Source organism: Christiangramia marina, assembly GCF_048285865.1.
Lineage (GTDB): Bacteria > Bacteroidota > Bacteroidia > Flavobacteriales > Flavobacteriaceae > Christiangramia > Christiangramia marina.
Genome location: NZ_JBLVTK010000001.1, coordinates 413,838 through 430,928 on the forward strand (window position 1 = coordinate 413,838; position 17,091 = coordinate 430,928).

Genomic DNA, 17,091 nt, shown 5'->3' on the forward strand with positions numbered 1-17,091 from the left:
GGAAGCATAAATTATTTTCATGATCAAAAGTCTGTTTTTAGCACTTTTTCTAGTGCCTGTACACCTATTTGCGCAAAGTCTATCCATAAACGAGGTAGACAGTCCTCCTCTTATACAGGGCTACTGCGAAGAAGACCCTTCCGAAGAATGTTTTACCATTTCTATAAGTCAGTTTATGAACAGCAATGCTAATATTGCCGACATCATTAAATCGAAAGAATCGGGAAAGGCGTATATACAGTTTACAGTGAGTGAAAAAGGAGAAGTCATTAATGTACGATCAAGATCTAAATTTCCTACCATTGCCCGAGTAGCGGAAGACGCTATAAAGGAATTGACGATCGCTGAGCCGGCAATGTTAAATGACCAACCCGTAGCGATCACTTACACCCTGCCGTTTAAATTCAGAAGCCTTCAAATAGGGAATGATAGCGCCAGAATTTCAGGGGACGGAGATTTTGCAAACATAACCGATGTGAATGAAGTAGCAACTCCTCCTGAGTTTCTAGGCTACGATACAGGAATAAGAAATATAGTTGATCGTTACAAGTATGATCTTAGAATGAAACTCAGGCAAATGAGTTACGAAGACAAACAAATTGATCTACTGAAAATTTCATTGATCATCGAGGAAAATGGAGATATCTCCAGAAAGATGGTAATTCACCCCAAGCGAAAACTTCAGAATATTGTAAAGACTGAAGTAGATAGGATCGTGATCGAACAAGCAGCTAAAAATAAGAATGGAGAATACGAAAAAGTGCTTATTTCTTATGACTTCTCGAACTAGTCGGGCTTTAGGAACTCAATATTTCGCTTGAAACCTTCAAATTTTGTTCGTTTCACGGCAGATTTTCTGAAGATCTCGTTGAATGTTTCCCTGGTGATCTCTTCCCAGTCTTTCTTTGAGTTTTCCAGAAGTTCAGGATGCGGATTGAATAATGGCTCCTGGTGAGGTTTAGAAAATCGATTCCAGGGACAAACATCCTGACAAACGTCGCAGCCAAACATCCAGTCATCAAATTGATTCTTCATACTCTGCGGTAATTCATCCTTCAGTTCAATGGTAAAATAAGAAATACACTTACTGCCATCTACTTTGTAAGGTTCTACGATCGCTTCCGTTGGACAGGCATCTATACAGGCGGTACAGCTTCCGCAGTGATCGGTAACCAGAGTGTCGTATTCCAGATCAAGATCGACGATCAATTCAGCAATAAAATAGAAAGATCCGGTTTGTTTCGAAAGCAAATTTGAATGCTTCCCAATCCACCCGAGTCCGCTTTTTGCAGCCCAGGCCTTGTCCAGCACCGGAGCTGAATCTACAAAAGCACGACCGTGAAAATCACCAATTTCATCTTGTAGCGTGGTGAGCATTTCTTTCAATTTATCCTTGATCACAAAATGATAATCTCTACCGTAAGCGTATTTACTGATCTTATAAGATTCTGAATTTTGAGTTTCTGAAGGATAATAGTTCAGTAATAACGAAATGACACTTTTAGAACCCGGAACCAGCAAGGTAGGATCCAGACGCTTATCGAAATAATTTTCCATATAGCGCATTTCCCCATGCATATTATTCTGAAGCCAGCTCTCTAGTCTCGGCGCTTCTTCTTCCAGAAATTCAGCTTTTGAAATTCCGCATGACAAAAAGCCGAGTCGTTTTGCTTCGGCTTTAATAAGTTGAGAATATTTTGCTGCTGAAGGATTCAAAGAATGAATTTAGAGCAGCTAATGTAAAAATTAAATAGGTGAGATCATTGTAGTGTGGGATTAAATGGCGCAACTACACTGTAAAAACCTAACAGATATAATGCATAAAAATCTAAAATTCTGATCTTATGAACCTCGTATCTCGAACTTTAGAATAGCATTGTCAGGCTTAAGAGTGATTAATGGTTTGATTTCGATCTCGGTATTCACCGGCTGCAGTTTGTAATCGTTCATCAATTCTGCGACCGCAATGATCATCTCGAACATGGCGAAGTTATTTCCAATACATTTTCTTGGACCCGCACCAAATGGGAAATACTGTGAAGAATATTGTCTTCCGCCATCAGCGAACCTATCTGGCTTAAAAGTGTCTGGCTCTTCCCATAGATCTGGGTGTCTATGAACTTCGTGCAGTGAGAACAACAAATTGGAACCTGGTTCAAAATATTTGCCTTCAAATTCAAATTCCTCAAGATTCACTCGGTCTATAAAATAAGCTGGAGGATACATACGCATTGACTCCTCTAGAACCATTTGAGTGAATGGCGCATTAGTCACCAGATGCATAAGATCATCGCTTTCTTTCTTCAAAACTGAGACCTCTTTATATACCTTTTCCTGCCATTCCGGATTAAATGCGAGTAACTGAGCTGTAAAAGTTAACGAATTCGAGGTGGTTTCATGTCCCGCAGTAAACAGGATCAGAATCTCATCAATAAGTTGTTCTTCATCCATGAAGTTCCCGTCATCATATTTCGCATCCAGCAGCATATCCAGGAGATCGTCATAACGGTTTCCTGAAGCCTGTCGTTCGTGAACTATGGTTCGTAAAATGCTCCTTGCCTCCTCTGTTAGTTGAAGATAACTATCAATTTTTCCACTAAGACTAAACCACCAACCAAGATAAGGTTGCCTCAATTCTTTTACCAGCATTTGCTGCGTGGCTTCAGTTATGTATTGGAGTCGGTTGATCTCAGTTTGATTTGCAGCACTACTAAAAAGTGATTTTACAACCGTCTGGAAAGCTAGATCGTTCATAATTGGAAAAATATCGATCTCTTTCCCGGTCTCGATTTTTTCATATTCGGCACAGATTGCCTCCTTGATAGAATCCAGCAGGTTGGCAAGTTGCTTTTTATGGAATGCCGGCTGGATCAACTTTCGTTGTTTCTTCCAATGCTCTCCCTCTGAAGTGAGCAGACCTTTTCCAACGTATTTCACAAGGTCTTTGGTTTGTATCTCAGATTTTACAAAGTTTTTATGGTTCTTCTGAAGTACATTTTCTACAAGAGCTGCATCCCTGCTAAAAATAACCGATTTACTAAAACCGATCTTAAGTCGAAAAGTATCACCTTTTTCTTCAAAGTTCTTTTTATGAAACGGCAACGGATTTTTTAAAATATTGGCTGAATGCTTTAAAAATTTAGCCAGTGAAACTTCGGGAATACTTTTCTCTTTCTCCTTCATGATACTTTATTAAAACAATCCATTCTGCCCGGGAACCTTGGTTCTTCCAAGGTGTCGGTAAGCATGCTCGGTCACTTCTCTACCTCGAGGTGTCCGGTAAATAAATCCCTGCTGAATCAAAAATGGTTCATAAACCTCTTCAATAGTTTCAGCACTTTCACTTACCGCTGTCGCCAGGGTGGTAATACCTACAGGACCACCTTTAAACTTGTCGATAATGGTTTCAAGGATCTTATTATCCATTTCATCCAGTCCATGCGCATCCACATTTAGTGCTTTTAAGCTATACCTGGCGATCTCAATATCGATCTTTCCATTACCTTTTATCTGTGCAAAATCCCGAACCCTTCTCAGTAAAGCATTTGCTATACGCGGAGTTCCACGACTTCTTCCAGCGATCTCGATAGCAGCTTCCTGTGATATTGGAACTTTAAGGATCTCAGAACTCCTTTCTACGATGCCTGAAAGCAGTTCTGTGGAATAATACTGTAGTCTACTGGAAATTCCAAAACGAGCCCGCATGGGTGCCGTAAGCAATCCTGAACGCGTTGTCGCTCCTATTAAAGTGAAAGGATTTAAATTGATCTGTACCGTTCTTGCGTTAGGACCTGTTTCAAGCATAATATCGATACGGTAATCCTCCATGGCAGAGTACAGGTATTCTTCTACTATGGGACTTAATCGATGAATTTCGTCAATAAACAGAATATCACGCTCGTCTAGATTTGTAAGCAAACCGGCGAGGTCTCCGGGTTTATCCAGGACGGGACCCGAGGTGATCTTTATTCCAACATTGAGCTCATTGGCAAGTATATGCGCCAAAGTGGTTTTTCCCAATCCAGGAGGTCCATGAAACAAGGTATGATCCAGAGCATCCCCGCGCATATTCGCAGCCTGAACAAAGATCTGCAGGTTCTCCAGCACTTGTTCCTGTCCAGCAAAATCATCGAAACTTAATGGCCTTAAAGCTCTTTCTATATCAAATTCTTCAGGAGAAAGATTTTCTCCACTGGCATCCAGGTTCTCGTTCATCATCTTAGTTGCTTTTCGCAATACATTTTTTAGTCTGCTGGATCCAATCTTCAGAATTATCCAGGTTTATATCCGGCTGCACTCCTACAGACTCATATTCCAGATATTTTTTATCGCCTTTAAAAGTAAAGAATCCTTTGAAGTTATAGCAGGGAAAATCATAAGTTTTACCAAGTTCATATGCGATGGTTCCGCTGGTTTTACTTCCGAGCAAGGTTACATTTTTGAACTTCTTCAGTCTTAGTGCAAACTGCTCTGCATTGCTTACTGTAGTACCATTTACTAAAACATAGAGATTGGCATTCTTATAGCTTTTCCGTAGATATTTATAGAGAATATCAGAATTTCTATCACCACCGCCACCATTTTCCCGAAGATCGAGGATGAGGTCTTTAGTAACAGGTTTCTCTTCCAGACTTTTATAGAAAGTTTCTGCATTTTTAAGAACGGGATTGTAACCCGAAAAACTTCCAATTCTCAAATAAGTAATATCACCTGATTTCAAATATTGATAAGTTTCTGAATCCTCTACCCTGGAGCGATTTTGACTGGCGTTGGACTTTGAAAGCTGTAATTTTGAAATATGACCATTGTTAATCTCCAGTGGAAAATTTACGAGCTTTTTGTCGTGAAACTGACCTATAGCAGCAAGATAGCGACCATTCCCATATTTCAAGAATCGCCCTATAATTTCCCCTTGCTGCCACACCTTCTTTCCGCCGCTAAGATTCACTACTATTAAATTCTGTTCGGAAGCATAAACTCCTATGCTGAAACCATCACGGGAATAGATCCCCTGTACCTCGTTCAAGGGTATCTCGTCAAGCTTTGCTTTTAAGCTATCCAGATCGCCATCAAACTTCGGAAATTCATGATAGACTGTATCTGATTGCTCTACATCAAAACCAACTTCAGAATACATCATATTATGCCGATCATTTAGAGTAACAAGTAGGTTACTCATCTGTTGAAAACAGTCATATTCCGGATAATTTCCGGTATACGAATAATTATCAGCAGCACTTAACGCAATATTGTATGCAGATAGATCTGATGTATTCCTGGTGACAGGTAAATTTTGGACGGTTTTATTCAGAATTTCAACATTCCGGCTGCAGTCACAATCATTCTGCGAAGAAAGGCTGAAGCTAATTATCAAAAGCAAGCTAGAGAATAAATATTTCATTTCAGTTGATTTGTAAAAAGATATTACAATTTGAGAAGTCGGTAAAACATATAGAATAAAAAAAGCCTTTTCCGTAATGGAAAAGGCTTTCTATATATACTTTATGATCTTCTAGTGATTTAATTCTTCCTCACCTTCCTGAAGTGGCGTCGTTTGCGGCACGAAATCCTGACCGGCGATTACATATTCACCATCTTCTCCGGTTTTGGAATAATCGTATGGCCATCTGTATACCGATGGGATTGCACCAGGCCAGTTTCCATGTACATGTTTTACAGGAGTAGTCCATTCTAAAGTGTTGGATCTCCATGGGTTCATTACAGCTTTCTTTCCGTAGAACATAGAGGAGAAGAAGTTATAAATAAACACTAACTGAACTAATGCAGTAATAATGGCAGCTACCGTAATGATCACATTCACATCTGCATAGTCATCGAAGTATGGAAATTCAGTATTAGTATAATATCGTCTTGGAAGTCCCGCGATACCTATAAAGTGCATTGGGAAGAAGACTCCGTAAGCACCTACAGCAGTTACCCAGAAGTGGATATAACCAAGATTCTTGTTCATCATTCTACCAAACATCTTAGGGAACCAGTGGTAAACACCAGCAAATAGTCCATATAGAGCAGATATACCCATTACCAGGTGGAAGTGAGCTACCACGAAGTAAGTATCATGCACGTTAATATCCAGTGTAGAATCCCCAAGGATAATACCTGTTAGACCACCCGTAATGAAAGTAGAAACAAGACCTATCGAGAATAACATTCCCGGGTTCATCTGTAAATTACCTTTCCAGAGTGTCGTGATATAGTTAAAAGCTTTTACTGCTGAAGGAATTGCAATAAGTAATGTAGTAAAGGTAAATACCGATCCAAGGAACGGGTTCATTCCAGATACGAACATATGGTGACCCCAAACGATCGTAGATAAGAATGCGATAGCCAGAATCGAAGCTACCATTGCACGATATCCAAAGATTGGTTTACGTGAGTTTGTAGCGATAATTTCTGAAGTGATCCCTAGTGCCGGAAGTAATACGATATAAACTTCAGGGTGACCAAGAAACCAGAATAGGTGTTCGAAAAGTACCGGAGAACCTCCCTGGTGACTCAAAACTTCTCCTTTAATAAAGATATCACTTAAGAAGAAGGATGTCCCAAAACTTCTATCCATGATCAATAATAATGCTGCTGAAAGTAATACCGGGAAAGATACCACTCCAATAATTGCTGTTACGAAGAACGCCCATATAGTAAGTGGAAGTCTGGTCATAGACATCCCTGCAGTTCTAAGATTCAATACCGTAACGATATAGTTCAAAGATCCTAGTAAGGAAGATGCAATGAAGATCGCCATAGATACTAACCATAATGTCATCCCTGTTCCAGATCCACTAATTGCTTCAGGGAGGGCAGAAAGCGGAGGATAAATAGTCCATCCCGCCATCGCTGGTCCTGACTCCACGAACAATGAACAAAGCATGATCACTGAAGAAAGGAAGAATAACCAGTAAGAAACCATATTCAGGAATCCAGAGGCCATATCCCGCGCACCAATTTGCAACGGAATTAGTAAGTTCGAGAACGTACCGGAAAGTCCGGCAGTTAATACAAAGAATACCATGATCGTACCATGAATAGTAACAAGTGCCAGGTAAATACTTGGTGACATTACACCTTCCGGTGCCCAGCGTTCTCCTAATAGCGCTTCAAATACCCAGAATGATTCTTCTGGCCATGCAAGCTGAATACGGAAAAGGATAGACATTCCAATCCCTACGATTCCCATTAGAAGACCTGTAATAAGATATTGCTTCGCAATCATCTTATGATCGGTACTGAAAATATACTTTGTTATAAAAGTTTCCTTATGATGATGTCCGTGATCATCGTGGTGATCGTGTGCCGGTGCTGTTGCAATTGCTGACATATCTCTAATTCTTTATCTTAAAATTGTACGTTCGTTATCTATTCTACTGAAGCTACTGCATTCTCACCTTCCGGTGCATTTTCAGTCTCCATCTCCCCTTCAGAATCTTCCTGCATTGACTCTGGCGTTCCATCTCCAGCAGTATCTTCTGGTCTGTCTACATCCTGACTACTTTCTTCCATAGTACTTCCAAAAGTAGGCTGCTCTGCCATCCAGGCATTAAAATCTTCTTCAGATTCTACTACAATCTTCATTTGCATATTGTAATGTGCCTGTCCACAAATCTTGTTACATAATAAGAAGTATTCAAACTCATACTCATCAAGTGTAGGTTCTCCCTGCGCTCTTAGTGCTTCATTGCGCTCATTTCTCACTTCATTTACGCTTTTCACCTTATCTCGCATGTACTCACTTTCTCTCATTTCTTCGGAAGTGATCGTTGGAGTAAAACCAAACTGAGTGATCATTCCTGGCACTACGTTCATTTGTGCACGGAAGAATGGGAAATAAGCTGAATGCAATACATCCTGAGACCTGAATTTGAAAAGGACTGGTCTGTCTACCGGTAAATGTAATTCAGTAGTGATAACATCATCTTTTCCATAAGAATCAGATTCATCCACCCCTAATTGGTTCACACCTTCGATAAAACGAACATTGGCTTTTCCTAGTGTATTATCTTCTCCAGAATATCTAGCTCTCCAGTCAAACTGGTAAGCATAAACTTCGATCACTAAAGGATCTTCGTCCTCATTGATATTCATGATATCACTCCAGGTAAATAATCCGTAGATGATAAGACCAGCAAGAGTAATTACAGGAATGATCGTCCAGATAAATTCCAGTTTATCATTATCTGCGTAGAACAATGCCTTTTGAGTTTTCTTCCCTTTGTATTTAAAAGCAAAGTAGTGCAATAGACCCTGAGTAATGATCTGTACGAACATGATCAATCCGATAGATACAAACATCAAAGTATCATATTCTGAACCATGTTCAGAAGCTGCTTCCGGAAGGTAGAATTTACTGTATTCCCAGAAACAGAATATGGTAATAACATAAAGGAAAATTACAAATGCTAGCATCAGGATCCCGTGAGTACGGTTATCCTTATCGTTTGCAACCTGTGAAGTATCCTCATCTGATCCCTTAGATAACTGAAAGATCTTAGAGATCTGCCAACCTGTTACGGCCAGAAGTGCGAGTACTATGATTACTAAAAATACGGTCATTTTATAAGTTCTTCTTTAAACAATCAATCTTTATTAATAGTGGTAATGTTTACTTTCCTTCAAGTATGGATTACCTTTTACCAGTAGTGGTGCCTTTGTAAGCGCATTGAATACTATGAAAGAGAATAATCCTCCAAACAATAGCATTGCACTAATTTCAGGAATACCAATAAACCAGGATTCTCCAACAGTCGCAGGCATAACCATTACATAAACGTTAATGTAGTGACCACAAAGAATAATGATACCGGTCATTACGACAAACCAGTTCACTCGTTTGTAGTCGCTGTTCATCAACAATAATACAGGGAAAAGGAAATTGGTTACGATCATACCCCAGAAAAGTATAGGATAATCGTTCATCCTCTGGATAAAGTAAACCACCTCCTCAGGAATATTTGAATACCATATCAACATAAACTGAGAGAACCACAGGTAAGTCCAGAAAATACTGATTCCGAACATGAACTTAGCCAGGTCATGTATATGACTATTATTTACAAATTCAAGGTATCCTCTCGATTTAAGATATATAGATATGATAGCAATCGTAGTAATACCAGAAACGAACATACTTGCAAATACGAACCATCCGAATAATGTACTAAACCAGTGCGGATCCAAACTCATGATCCAGTCCCATGACATCATGGATTCGGTAACAATAAAGAATACAAGGAATCCAGCAGATAGTTTAAAAGTCTTTTTAAAGATTGATAGATCTGTTGCATCGTCCATCTTTCTAGAGTTCTTTACAAGTAAATGTCTGAAGATTGCCCATCCACCAAGATAGATAGCAGCTCTGATTAAGAAAAACGGTACGTTTAAGTATGCTGTTTTGTTCTGAATGATTTCGTCGTGTGCTACTACTTCAGGATCCATCCATACGAACAGATGGTTTAAGTGTAAACCTGAAAGAACAAGTATTACAAAAACGATAAGTCCACCAGGTAGTAAGTAAGCCGTGATAGCTTCCATTACTCTGAATAATACCGGTGACCAACCTGCCTGAGCAGCATACTGTACAGCGTAAAAGGCCAGAACTCCCAAGGAGATCATGAAGAAAAAGAATGCTGCAACATAAAGCGCAGCCCATGGCTTATTCTGTAGCTGGTGCAAAATATGCTCCATATGCTCAGCCTCATGAGATGCTTCTTCACCGTGACCGGCTTCAGCGTGATCTGCTTCAGCGGCATGATCTGTATTATCTTCAGTGTGTTCTATTTTTTCAACTTCAGTGTTTCCACCAGGAATCTGCTCTACATTAACTTCATGAGTTTCATCTGTCGCATGCTCTTCCCCGTGATGTTCAGAAGCCATCATTGCCTCCACATCCTCGATAGTTTCTGGAGCCGCGATAAACCCGTAAACGAGACCTATTGCTCCCACAACCATACAAATGATTGCTGCTAATTTTATTTTACTGGATAGCGTATACATATTGATAGATCTAAATCTTTATTCTTGAGTTTCGGTTTGGTTGTTTTCGGTAGTACCTTCAGCAGCCGTGTCGCCAGCATCCTCATAGATATTAGCATCGGCTCTGGAAGGAAGAAGGCTTGTTTGCTCTTCTTCAAATTCTCTTTCAGGTTTACCTTCCAACTTATCTTTTAAGCTCATCACATAGTGATCAATCTGCCAGCGCTCTTCGATAGAAGTCTGCGAAGCATAAGATCCCATGTTATTAATTCCGTAGTACATTACATGATAAACACTACCTTCAGTAATTGCTCTACCTGCATCATCGTAGGATGGCACACCAAGAATCTTTTCTCTTTCTACAAGAATTCCTTTACCATCTCCCTTATCACCGTGGCAAACTGCACAATAAATAGTGTACAAACCTTTACCTTCTGCAAGGTTATCCTGAGTATATGGAATTGGATTGTTAAGATTTGCCTTAGCATTTGCAAGTCCTGCTGCAGAATTTTCGTAATCGTACGGCATCCATCCTCTTGGAATAGATCCTTCTACCGGTAGCTTTGCCTCCTGAGCATTCTCAAATACCTTGTACTCACCGTAAGTTTCGTAACCTACAGACTCATACATATCTGGCATGTACTGATAGTTTGGATCCTCCTTGTCATTGCAGGAAACAACTGCAACACCAAGCAGACAAAATCCTATAGTTTTATGGAACAAACTTCTCATTATCACTATTTATTATCTATTAATCTAATTTCAGATGCTCCAGTATCGTAAAGAAACTTCGTAAGATCATCTATATTATGGTTCGCAGCATCCACTTCCATAAGAAACAGGTCATCTGTAGTTCTTACATCAGGGTTTTCAGCTTTCTTGAATGGCCATAATCTACTTCTCATGTAGAATGTGATTACCATAAGGTGAGCTGCAAAAAATACTGTAAGTTCGAACATGATAGGTACAAAAGCCGGCATATTTTGAAGAAAGCTAAAACTTGGCTTTCCTCCAATATCCTGTGGCCAGTCCTCTATCATAATAAAATTCATCATAGCAACAGCTACCGACAAACCAACCAATCCATAAAGGAATGCGGTGATGGCAAGTCTTGTTGGAGCAAGTCCCATTGCTTTATCAAGTCCGTGAACCGGAAATGGACAATAGATCTCTCCAATATGATAGCGTGCTTCACGAATCTGCTTTACAGCCTGTAAAAGCAGGTCGTCATCTTGGTAAATAGCGTGTAAAACTTTAGATGCCATCCTGATTATTTATTTTTTAGTTTGTTTGCCTGCTCGGTCCATCCAGCTCTGTTCGCCTGGATAGGGAAGTTCTCGATCACTTCATCAAGCAGGACAAAATCCTGTTCTGTCAATTTACTAACCTGGTCGAAAAGGTAGATACCAACCTGGTGGAAATGCTGTTGTAATAATGGTCCAACATTCTTTAGTTTGGTTAGATCATCTGCAGACTGTGTTGCAGGATCATAAGTACCAATTCTTCCTAACATCTCATCGATACGGTCTTTCATCACTTCTGAAATTACCATACCATCAGCGTTCACGGTATCCTCATGAGGATGATCTGCTTCTACTGTTTTTTGATGCTCTGTATCTTCAATTTTATGGTGAATCCCATCCTCTTCGTTCTGCATAGGGTTTCTTCCTACTGCCTGAGGATCGTAATGCAATACATCATCACCATGCTGAGCTCTAAGTTTTTTATACTTCTCTCCGGAAGCCTTCAGTATTGTTTTTACTTCTGCCTGAGCGATCACTGGGAACGAACGGGCATATAGCAGGAACAATACAAAGAAGAATCCAATGGTTCCAATAAAGATTCCAATATCTACAAAAGTAGGTGAGAACATTGTCCACGAAGATGGAAGATAATCACGGTGAAGCGAAGTCACAATAATCACGAAACGTTCGAACCACATCCCGATGTTTACAACGATCGAAATAAAGAAAGAGAACATGATGCTGGTACGCAATTTCTTAAACCACATGAACTGCGGAGAGAATACGTTACAGGTCATCATACTCCAGTACGCCCACCAGTAAGGTCCGGTAGCCCTGTTAAGGAATGCATACTGTTCGTACTCAACACCAGAATACCATGCGATCACTAACTCGGTAATATAAGCAGTACCTACTATAGAACCTGTGATCATGATCACGATGTTCATTAATTCGATATGCTGAATGGTGATATAGTCTTCAAGATTAGAAACCTTTCTCATGATGATAAGCAAGGTGTTAACCATCGCAAATCCAGAGAAGATCGCGCCCGCAACGAAGTAAGGAGGGAAAATGGTCGTATGCCATCCCGGTATTACCGAAGTTGCAAAGTCAAAAGATACAATTGTATGCACTGAAAGTACAAGTGGTGTTGCCAATCCGGCAAGTACCAGTGACACTTCTTCGAAACGTTGCCAGTCTTTAGCACGTCCACTCCATCCAAAGGATAGGATTCCGTAGACCTTTTTAGTAAAAGGAGTAATTGCACGGTCACGTATCATTGCAAAATCAGGTAGTAATCCAGTCCACCAGAATACCAGTGATACAGAAAGATACGTAGAGATCGCAAATACATCCCAAAGAAGTGGCGAGTTAAAGTTCACCCATAATGATCCAAACTGGTTAGGAATTGGAAGTACCCAATAGGCCAGCCATGGACGGCCCATGTGAATAAGCGGGAATAGACCTGCCTGCATTACAGAGAAAATGGTCATTGCCTCTGCAGACCTGTTAATTGCCATTCTCCATTTCTGGCGGAAAAGCAATAATACAGCAGAAATAAGTGTACCGGCGTGACCAATACCTACCCACCATACGAAGTTGGTAATATCCCAGGCCCAACCTACGGTTTTGTTTAATCCCCAGGTACCAATACCTGTAGAAATTGTGTAAACTATACATCCTACACCCCAAAGAAAGGCAACAAGGGCAATAGAGAAAACTATCCACCAGGATTTGTTAGCCCGTCCTTCAACCGGAGCAGCAACATCCACCGTCACGTCGTGATAGCTTTTGTTCCCGGTAACTAGAGGCTTTCGTATAGGTGCTTCGTAATGAGACATATCCTTCTAATTGATTCTTAGTTATTCGTTATTTTAAGCTTCGGTTGTATTTCTAACTTTCGTCTGGTACATCACATTTGGTTTCGTACCTACATACTCAAGAAGATGATACATCCTGTCGTCATTTTTCTTTTCAAGAACTTTCGAGTCTTTGTTATTCACATCCCCAAAGACCATCGCACCTTTATCACAAGCAGCAGAACAAGCAGTCTGGAATTCTCCATCTTCGATCGTTCTACCTTCTCTCTTCGCATCAAGAATGGTTTTCTGAGTTTTTTGAATACACATAGAACATTTCTCCATAACCCCTCTCGAACGTACCGTAACGTCAGGATTAAGAACCATTCTACCCAAGTCGTTGTTCAGGTGGTAATCAAACTCATCATTCTGAGCATAATTGAACCAGTTGAAACGACGTACTTTATAAGGACAGTTGTTCGCACAGTATCTAGTACCAACACATCTGTTATAAATCATTTGATTCTGACCCTGTCTACCGTGAGAAGTTGCCGCAACAGGACAAACTGTTTCACATGGAGCATGGTTACAATGCTGACACATTACAGGCTGGAATACAACCTGAGGATTATCTGCAGTAGATTCAAGTCTGTCAAAAGTAGACAATGAACCTTCTCCTTCTCTATCTCCAAAGATGTAGTCTCCAAATCCAAGACCTGAAGCATCTTCTTTTTCCTCAATATCTTCCGTAAAGTTCTCTTCAGAAGAGAAGTAACGGTCAATACGTAACCAGTGCATATCTCTGGACTTTCTTACTTCCTCTTTTCCTACTACAGGAACGTTGTTTTCAGAATGACAGGCGATCACACAAGCACCACATCCGGTACATGCATTCAGGTCGATACTCAAATTAAAGTGAGGACCTGTAGACCTATCAAAACTTTCCCAGATATCAACTTCCGGAGAAGTTACTGGAGTTTCCTGGTGATCTAAAGAAACTTCTGGAACACGGTTCCATACGTGAGCATCTTTGGTATTAAAGATCTCAAGGGTAGTTTCCTTTATGATATCTCCGCGACCCATCAAAGTATTATGAAGCTGAACACAGGCGAACTCATGAACACCCGGAGCCTTTTTTATTTTTACTTTCTGAACAGATCTGAAATCGTTATATAATGGATAAGCATTCACACCTGTTTGCATCTCTTCCTGAACACCGGCTTTTCTACCGTATCCAAGTGCAAGACCAACAGATCCTTTTGCCTGTCCTGGCATAATATAAACCGGAACATTCTGAACCACAGTATCACCAACGCTAACGTTCACATAGCTACCGTTAAGTCCGCCATTTGCAACATGTTCGTTCATAACTCCCATCGCCTCGGCATCTGCCTTAGACATGGTAATGTAGTTATCCCAACTTGCTCTGGTTAATGGATCTGGCATTTCCTGCAACCAAGGGTTGTTTGCCTGCTGTCCATCTCCAATCGCAGTGTTAGTGTAAAGACTTAATTCAAATCCTTCACCGTCAAGATCATCAATGCTATAAGAAATAGCTGATGCGCCGCTTCCTGCTGAAGCCGGAAGAGCTACTGGTGAACTAGCTTCAAACACACCATCATGAAGCACTTCACTCCAGTTACGATCTCCAAGTCCGCCAGACCAGGTTTCCTGAATATATTCGTAGTAAGACTGATCATTATCTGTCCATTTCAATAAAGTATCCTGAAATTGTCTGGTATCAAACAATGGTCTTATTGTTGGCTGCATAAGACTGAAAGCCTTTTCGCTATACTGAATATCTCCCCAACTTTCAAGATAGTGCGGAGTTGCAGCAACATATTTACTTAATTGAGAAGTCTCATCAGTTCTTGTAGTAAAATCAACTACAGTTTTCACTTTCTTAAGACCTTCTACAAAATCTTTCGAGTTTGGAAGGGTATGAACCGGGTTAAGACCAGCGATCATAAGAGCGCCAATACTTCCATTATTGATATCCTTAACTAGCTGAGCTACTTCACTAGCATTTCCCTGGCGAGTTACACGAGCATTCGAAGAATCCATAACTCGGCTTCCCAGAGCTTCGTTGATCTCCAAGGCCCAGGCCTGCGCTTCCTCATCTGGAATTCCACACACAACCACAGCAGCACTTCCTGCTTTTCTAAGCTGCCTTGCAGCTTTCACTACTGCATCATCAAGCTTTTCAGAAAGACCACTGGTAGAACCACCAGCGATATAACCTTTAAGAGCAGCCATTACAGCTTTTTGCTCAGATGGTTTAACAGGAACACGCTTATCTGCATTCGCTCCGGTCAATGACATATTCGATTCAAACTGAATATGACGTGACATTTTACCATTTTCAGGTATTCTGGTTTTTGCATAGGCAGCATCAAAACCACCACCTTGCCAGTCTCCAAGGAAATCTGCACCAACACCAACTACTGTTTCCACTTTAGAGAAATCATAGTGAGGCAGTGCGCGTCTTCCGTATTTAGACTGAAATGCATTCAATGCAGGATCATCTGAAACAGTATCATACACCACGTGGCGTACATTACCAAATTTCGAAGAAAACTCCTGAATTAATTTTGTAGTTGAAGGACTGGCAAATGTTTGCGTAAGCAATACGATCTCACCATTCGCGTTTTCAAGTTCTGAAACAACCTGACGGTCGAATTCTTCCCAGGAAACGTTTCTTCCTTCAATCATTGGGCGTTTAACCCTTTTAGTATCATACAATGAAAGTACCGAAGCGTGAACACGAGCGTTAACTCCGCCCTTGAACTTCGAAAGATCATTATTTTCAATTTTTACAGGACGACCTTCACGTGTCTTTACCAACACACTGGCGAAATCGAAACCATCAGCAATAGTTGTCGCATAGTAGTTAGCAACACCAGGAACTATCCTATCTGGCTGAACTACATAAGGAATAGACTTTACCACCGGGCCTTCACAGGCAGCCAGTGATGCCGCTGCTGTACTGAAACCAACATACTTAAGGAAATCACGTCTTGAAGTTTTAGAGTCTGCAAGATTTTCTTTATTCCCAAGAAAGTCCTCAATCGGGATCTCCTCAGCGAATTCCTTTTGCTGGAGCGTCTCAACAACAGAGCTTTTATCTTCCAGCTCTTCAACACTTTTCCAGTATTTCTTGTTTGATGACATATTATATCTAAATATTAGCTTCTTAAATTAAACCTGAACTTCAGGATTTTAGTAGTGACACTTACCACATTCTAAACCACCCATTTGAGCAGCCGTCAGCTCTTCTACACCATATTTTTTGGATAATTCTTCATGAATCTTTTCATAGTACTCATTACCCTCAATTCTGATATTTGTTTCACGGTGACAGTTGATACACCACCCCATCGTCAAAGGAGCATTCTGGTAAACGATCTCCATTTCTTCGATAGGACCATGACATTTCTGACATTCAATTCCAGCTACACTTACGTGCTGCGAGTGATTGAAGTATGCAAAATCTGGCAGGTTGTGAATACGCACCCATTTAACTGGTTTCTCTTCTCCAGAATAAGTTCTGGAAGCAGGATCCCAACCGGTCGCATCATATAACTTAGCGATTTCTTTATCGTAAAATTCTTTCGAGTATTCTTCAGTAGCCGTTTCAGGAGAAACCTCAGCAATAGCCTTGTGACAGTTCATACAAACATTTAGGGAAGGAATCCCGGAGTGTTTCGAAACTCTTGCAGAAGAGTGACAGTATTTACACTCGATCTGATTATCACCTGCGTGAATTCTATGTGAATAATGAATTGGTTGAATTGGCTGATAACCCTGATCAACGCCAATCTGCATTAGAAACCCGTAAGAGAAGTACCCTACAGTAAGCAGCACAAAGATCGACGTTACTACTAGAAGAAATTGATTCTCTACGAAAGATTGATATAAAGGTTTAGTTTTTGGCTTCTCAGGAAGTGTAATTCCAGACGCAGATGCAAAATTTCTTAATGTTTTGTTTACAAGAAAAAGCACCACAAGAAGAAGCACCAGAACAAAAGCAAGAATTCCTAAAATGATATTTACAGAAACAC

General features: G+C 40.4%; 13 protein-coding genes. 1 reads left to right on the forward strand and 12 read right to left on the reverse strand.

Translation table 11 applies throughout. The features are described from left to right. Window positions 1-19 precede the first annotated feature (19 nt). Window positions 20-790, forward strand: coding sequence for an energy transducer TonB (locus tag ACNKXS_RS01860; protein ID WP_417919387.1), 771 nt, complete (start codon window positions 20-22; stop codon window positions 788-790). Here ACNKXS_RS01860 and queG read toward each other — a convergent pair. The 12 genes from queG to ACNKXS_RS01920 all read right to left on the reverse strand — a co-directional run. Continuing rightward, window positions 787-1,716: a tRNA epoxyqueuosine(34) reductase QueG gene (gene queG / locus ACNKXS_RS01865; RefSeq protein ID WP_417919388.1), complete on the reverse strand. Its 930-nt coding sequence runs from the start codon at window positions 1,714-1,716 to the stop codon at window positions 787-789. The genes ACNKXS_RS01860 and queG overlap by 4 nt on opposite strands. A 126-nt stretch (window positions 1,717-1,842) precedes the next feature. Then, the gene (locus ACNKXS_RS01870; protein ID WP_417919389.1) at window positions 1,843-3,183 is read right to left on the reverse strand and encodes a cytochrome P450; all 1,341 of its coding nucleotides are present in this window, start codon (window positions 3,181-3,183) and stop codon (window positions 1,843-1,845) included. Window positions 3,184-3,192: 9 nt separating this feature from the next. Further along, window positions 3,193-4,215 (reverse strand): Holliday junction branch migration DNA helicase RuvB, encoded by a 1,023-nt coding sequence (ruvB, locus tag ACNKXS_RS01875; RefSeq protein WP_298331833.1) that lies wholly within the window; start codon window positions 4,213-4,215, stop codon window positions 3,193-3,195. A 4-nt stretch (window positions 4,216-4,219) separates the two neighbouring features. Next, window positions 4,220-5,401, reverse strand: coding sequence for a S41 family peptidase (locus ACNKXS_RS01880; protein ID WP_417919390.1), 1,182 nt, complete (start codon window positions 5,399-5,401; stop codon window positions 4,220-4,222). Window positions 5,402-5,512: 111 nt separating this feature from the next. Further along, window positions 5,513-7,336 carry a cytochrome c oxidase subunit I gene (locus ACNKXS_RS01885; RefSeq protein ID WP_417919391.1) on the reverse strand — a complete coding sequence of 608 codons (1,824 nt, stop codon included), beginning with the start codon at window positions 7,334-7,336 and terminating at the stop codon, window positions 5,513-5,515. A 38-nt stretch (window positions 7,337-7,374) separates the two neighbouring features. Beyond that, entirely contained in the window at window positions 7,375-8,568 is a 1,194-nt protein-coding gene (locus ACNKXS_RS01890) for a cytochrome c oxidase subunit II (protein WP_417919392.1), read from the reverse strand. A 33-nt stretch (window positions 8,569-8,601) separates the two neighbouring features. Continuing rightward, a complete protein-coding gene (locus ACNKXS_RS01895; RefSeq protein ID WP_417919393.1) occupies window positions 8,602-10,008 on the reverse strand; it encodes a quinol:cytochrome C oxidoreductase in 1,407 nt (468 codons plus the stop codon). A gap of 18 nt (window positions 10,009-10,026) precedes the next feature. Further along, window positions 10,027-10,719 (reverse strand): c-type cytochrome, encoded by a 693-nt coding sequence (locus ACNKXS_RS01900; RefSeq protein ID WP_295181066.1) that lies wholly within the window; start codon window positions 10,717-10,719, stop codon window positions 10,027-10,029. Between the two features lie 5 nt (window positions 10,720-10,724). Further along, window positions 10,725-11,252, reverse strand: a complete 528-nt coding sequence (locus ACNKXS_RS01905) for a DUF3341 domain-containing protein (RefSeq protein ID WP_295181067.1) — start codon at window positions 11,250-11,252, stop codon at window positions 10,725-10,727. Between the two features lie 5 nt (window positions 11,253-11,257). Next, window positions 11,258-13,072 carry an NrfD/PsrC family molybdoenzyme membrane anchor subunit gene (gene nrfD, locus ACNKXS_RS01910; protein WP_417919394.1) on the reverse strand — a complete coding sequence of 605 codons (1,815 nt, stop codon included), beginning with the start codon at window positions 13,070-13,072 and terminating at the stop codon, window positions 11,258-11,260. 33 nt (window positions 13,073-13,105) lie between these two features. Beyond that, window positions 13,106-16,201: a TAT-variant-translocated molybdopterin oxidoreductase gene (locus tag ACNKXS_RS01915; RefSeq protein ID WP_417919395.1), complete on the reverse strand. Its 3,096-nt coding sequence runs from the start codon at window positions 16,199-16,201 to the stop codon at window positions 13,106-13,108. A 48-nt stretch (window positions 16,202-16,249) separates the two neighbouring features. After that, window positions 16,250-17,091 (reverse strand): cytochrome c3 family protein (locus ACNKXS_RS01920; RefSeq protein ID WP_417919396.1); only part of this gene is annotated, 842 nt, incomplete at its 5' end.

Coding starts and splice junctions, on each gene's coding strand:
- ACNKXS_RS01890 (WP_417919392.1), bottom strand. CDS start 8,568: ATGACCGTATTTTTAGTAATCATAGTACTCGCACTTCTGGCCGTAACA.
- ACNKXS_RS01860 (WP_417919387.1), top strand. CDS start 20: ATGATCAAAAGTCTGTTTTTAGCACTTTTTCTAGTGCCTGTACACCTA.
- ACNKXS_RS01885 (WP_417919391.1), bottom strand. CDS start 7,336: ATGTCAGCAATTGCAACAGCACCGGCACACGATCACCACGATGATCAC.
- ACNKXS_RS01895 (WP_417919393.1), bottom strand. CDS start 10,008: ATGTATACGCTATCCAGTAAAATAAAATTAGCAGCAATCATTTGTATG.
- ACNKXS_RS01880 (WP_417919390.1), bottom strand. CDS start 5,401: ATGAAATATTTATTCTCTAGCTTGCTTTTGATAATTAGCTTCAGCCTT.
- nrfD (WP_417919394.1), bottom strand. CDS start 13,072: ATGTCTCATTACGAAGCACCTATACGAAAGCCTCTAGTTACCGGGAAC.
- ACNKXS_RS01870 (WP_417919389.1), bottom strand. CDS start 3,183: ATGAAGGAGAAAGAGAAAAGTATTCCCGAAGTTTCACTGGCTAAATTT.
- ACNKXS_RS01900 (WP_295181066.1), bottom strand. CDS start 10,719: ATGAGAAGTTTGTTCCATAAAACTATAGGATTTTGTCTGCTTGGTGTT.
- ACNKXS_RS01915 (WP_417919395.1), bottom strand. CDS start 16,201: ATGTCATCAAACAAGAAATACTGGAAAAGTGTTGAAGAGCTGGAAGAT.
- ACNKXS_RS01905 (WP_295181067.1), bottom strand. CDS start 11,252: ATGGCATCTAAAGTTTTACACGCTATTTACCAAGATGACGACCTGCTT.
- ruvB (WP_298331833.1), bottom strand. CDS start 4,215: ATGAACGAGAACCTGGATGCCAGTGGAGAAAATCTTTCTCCTGAAGAA.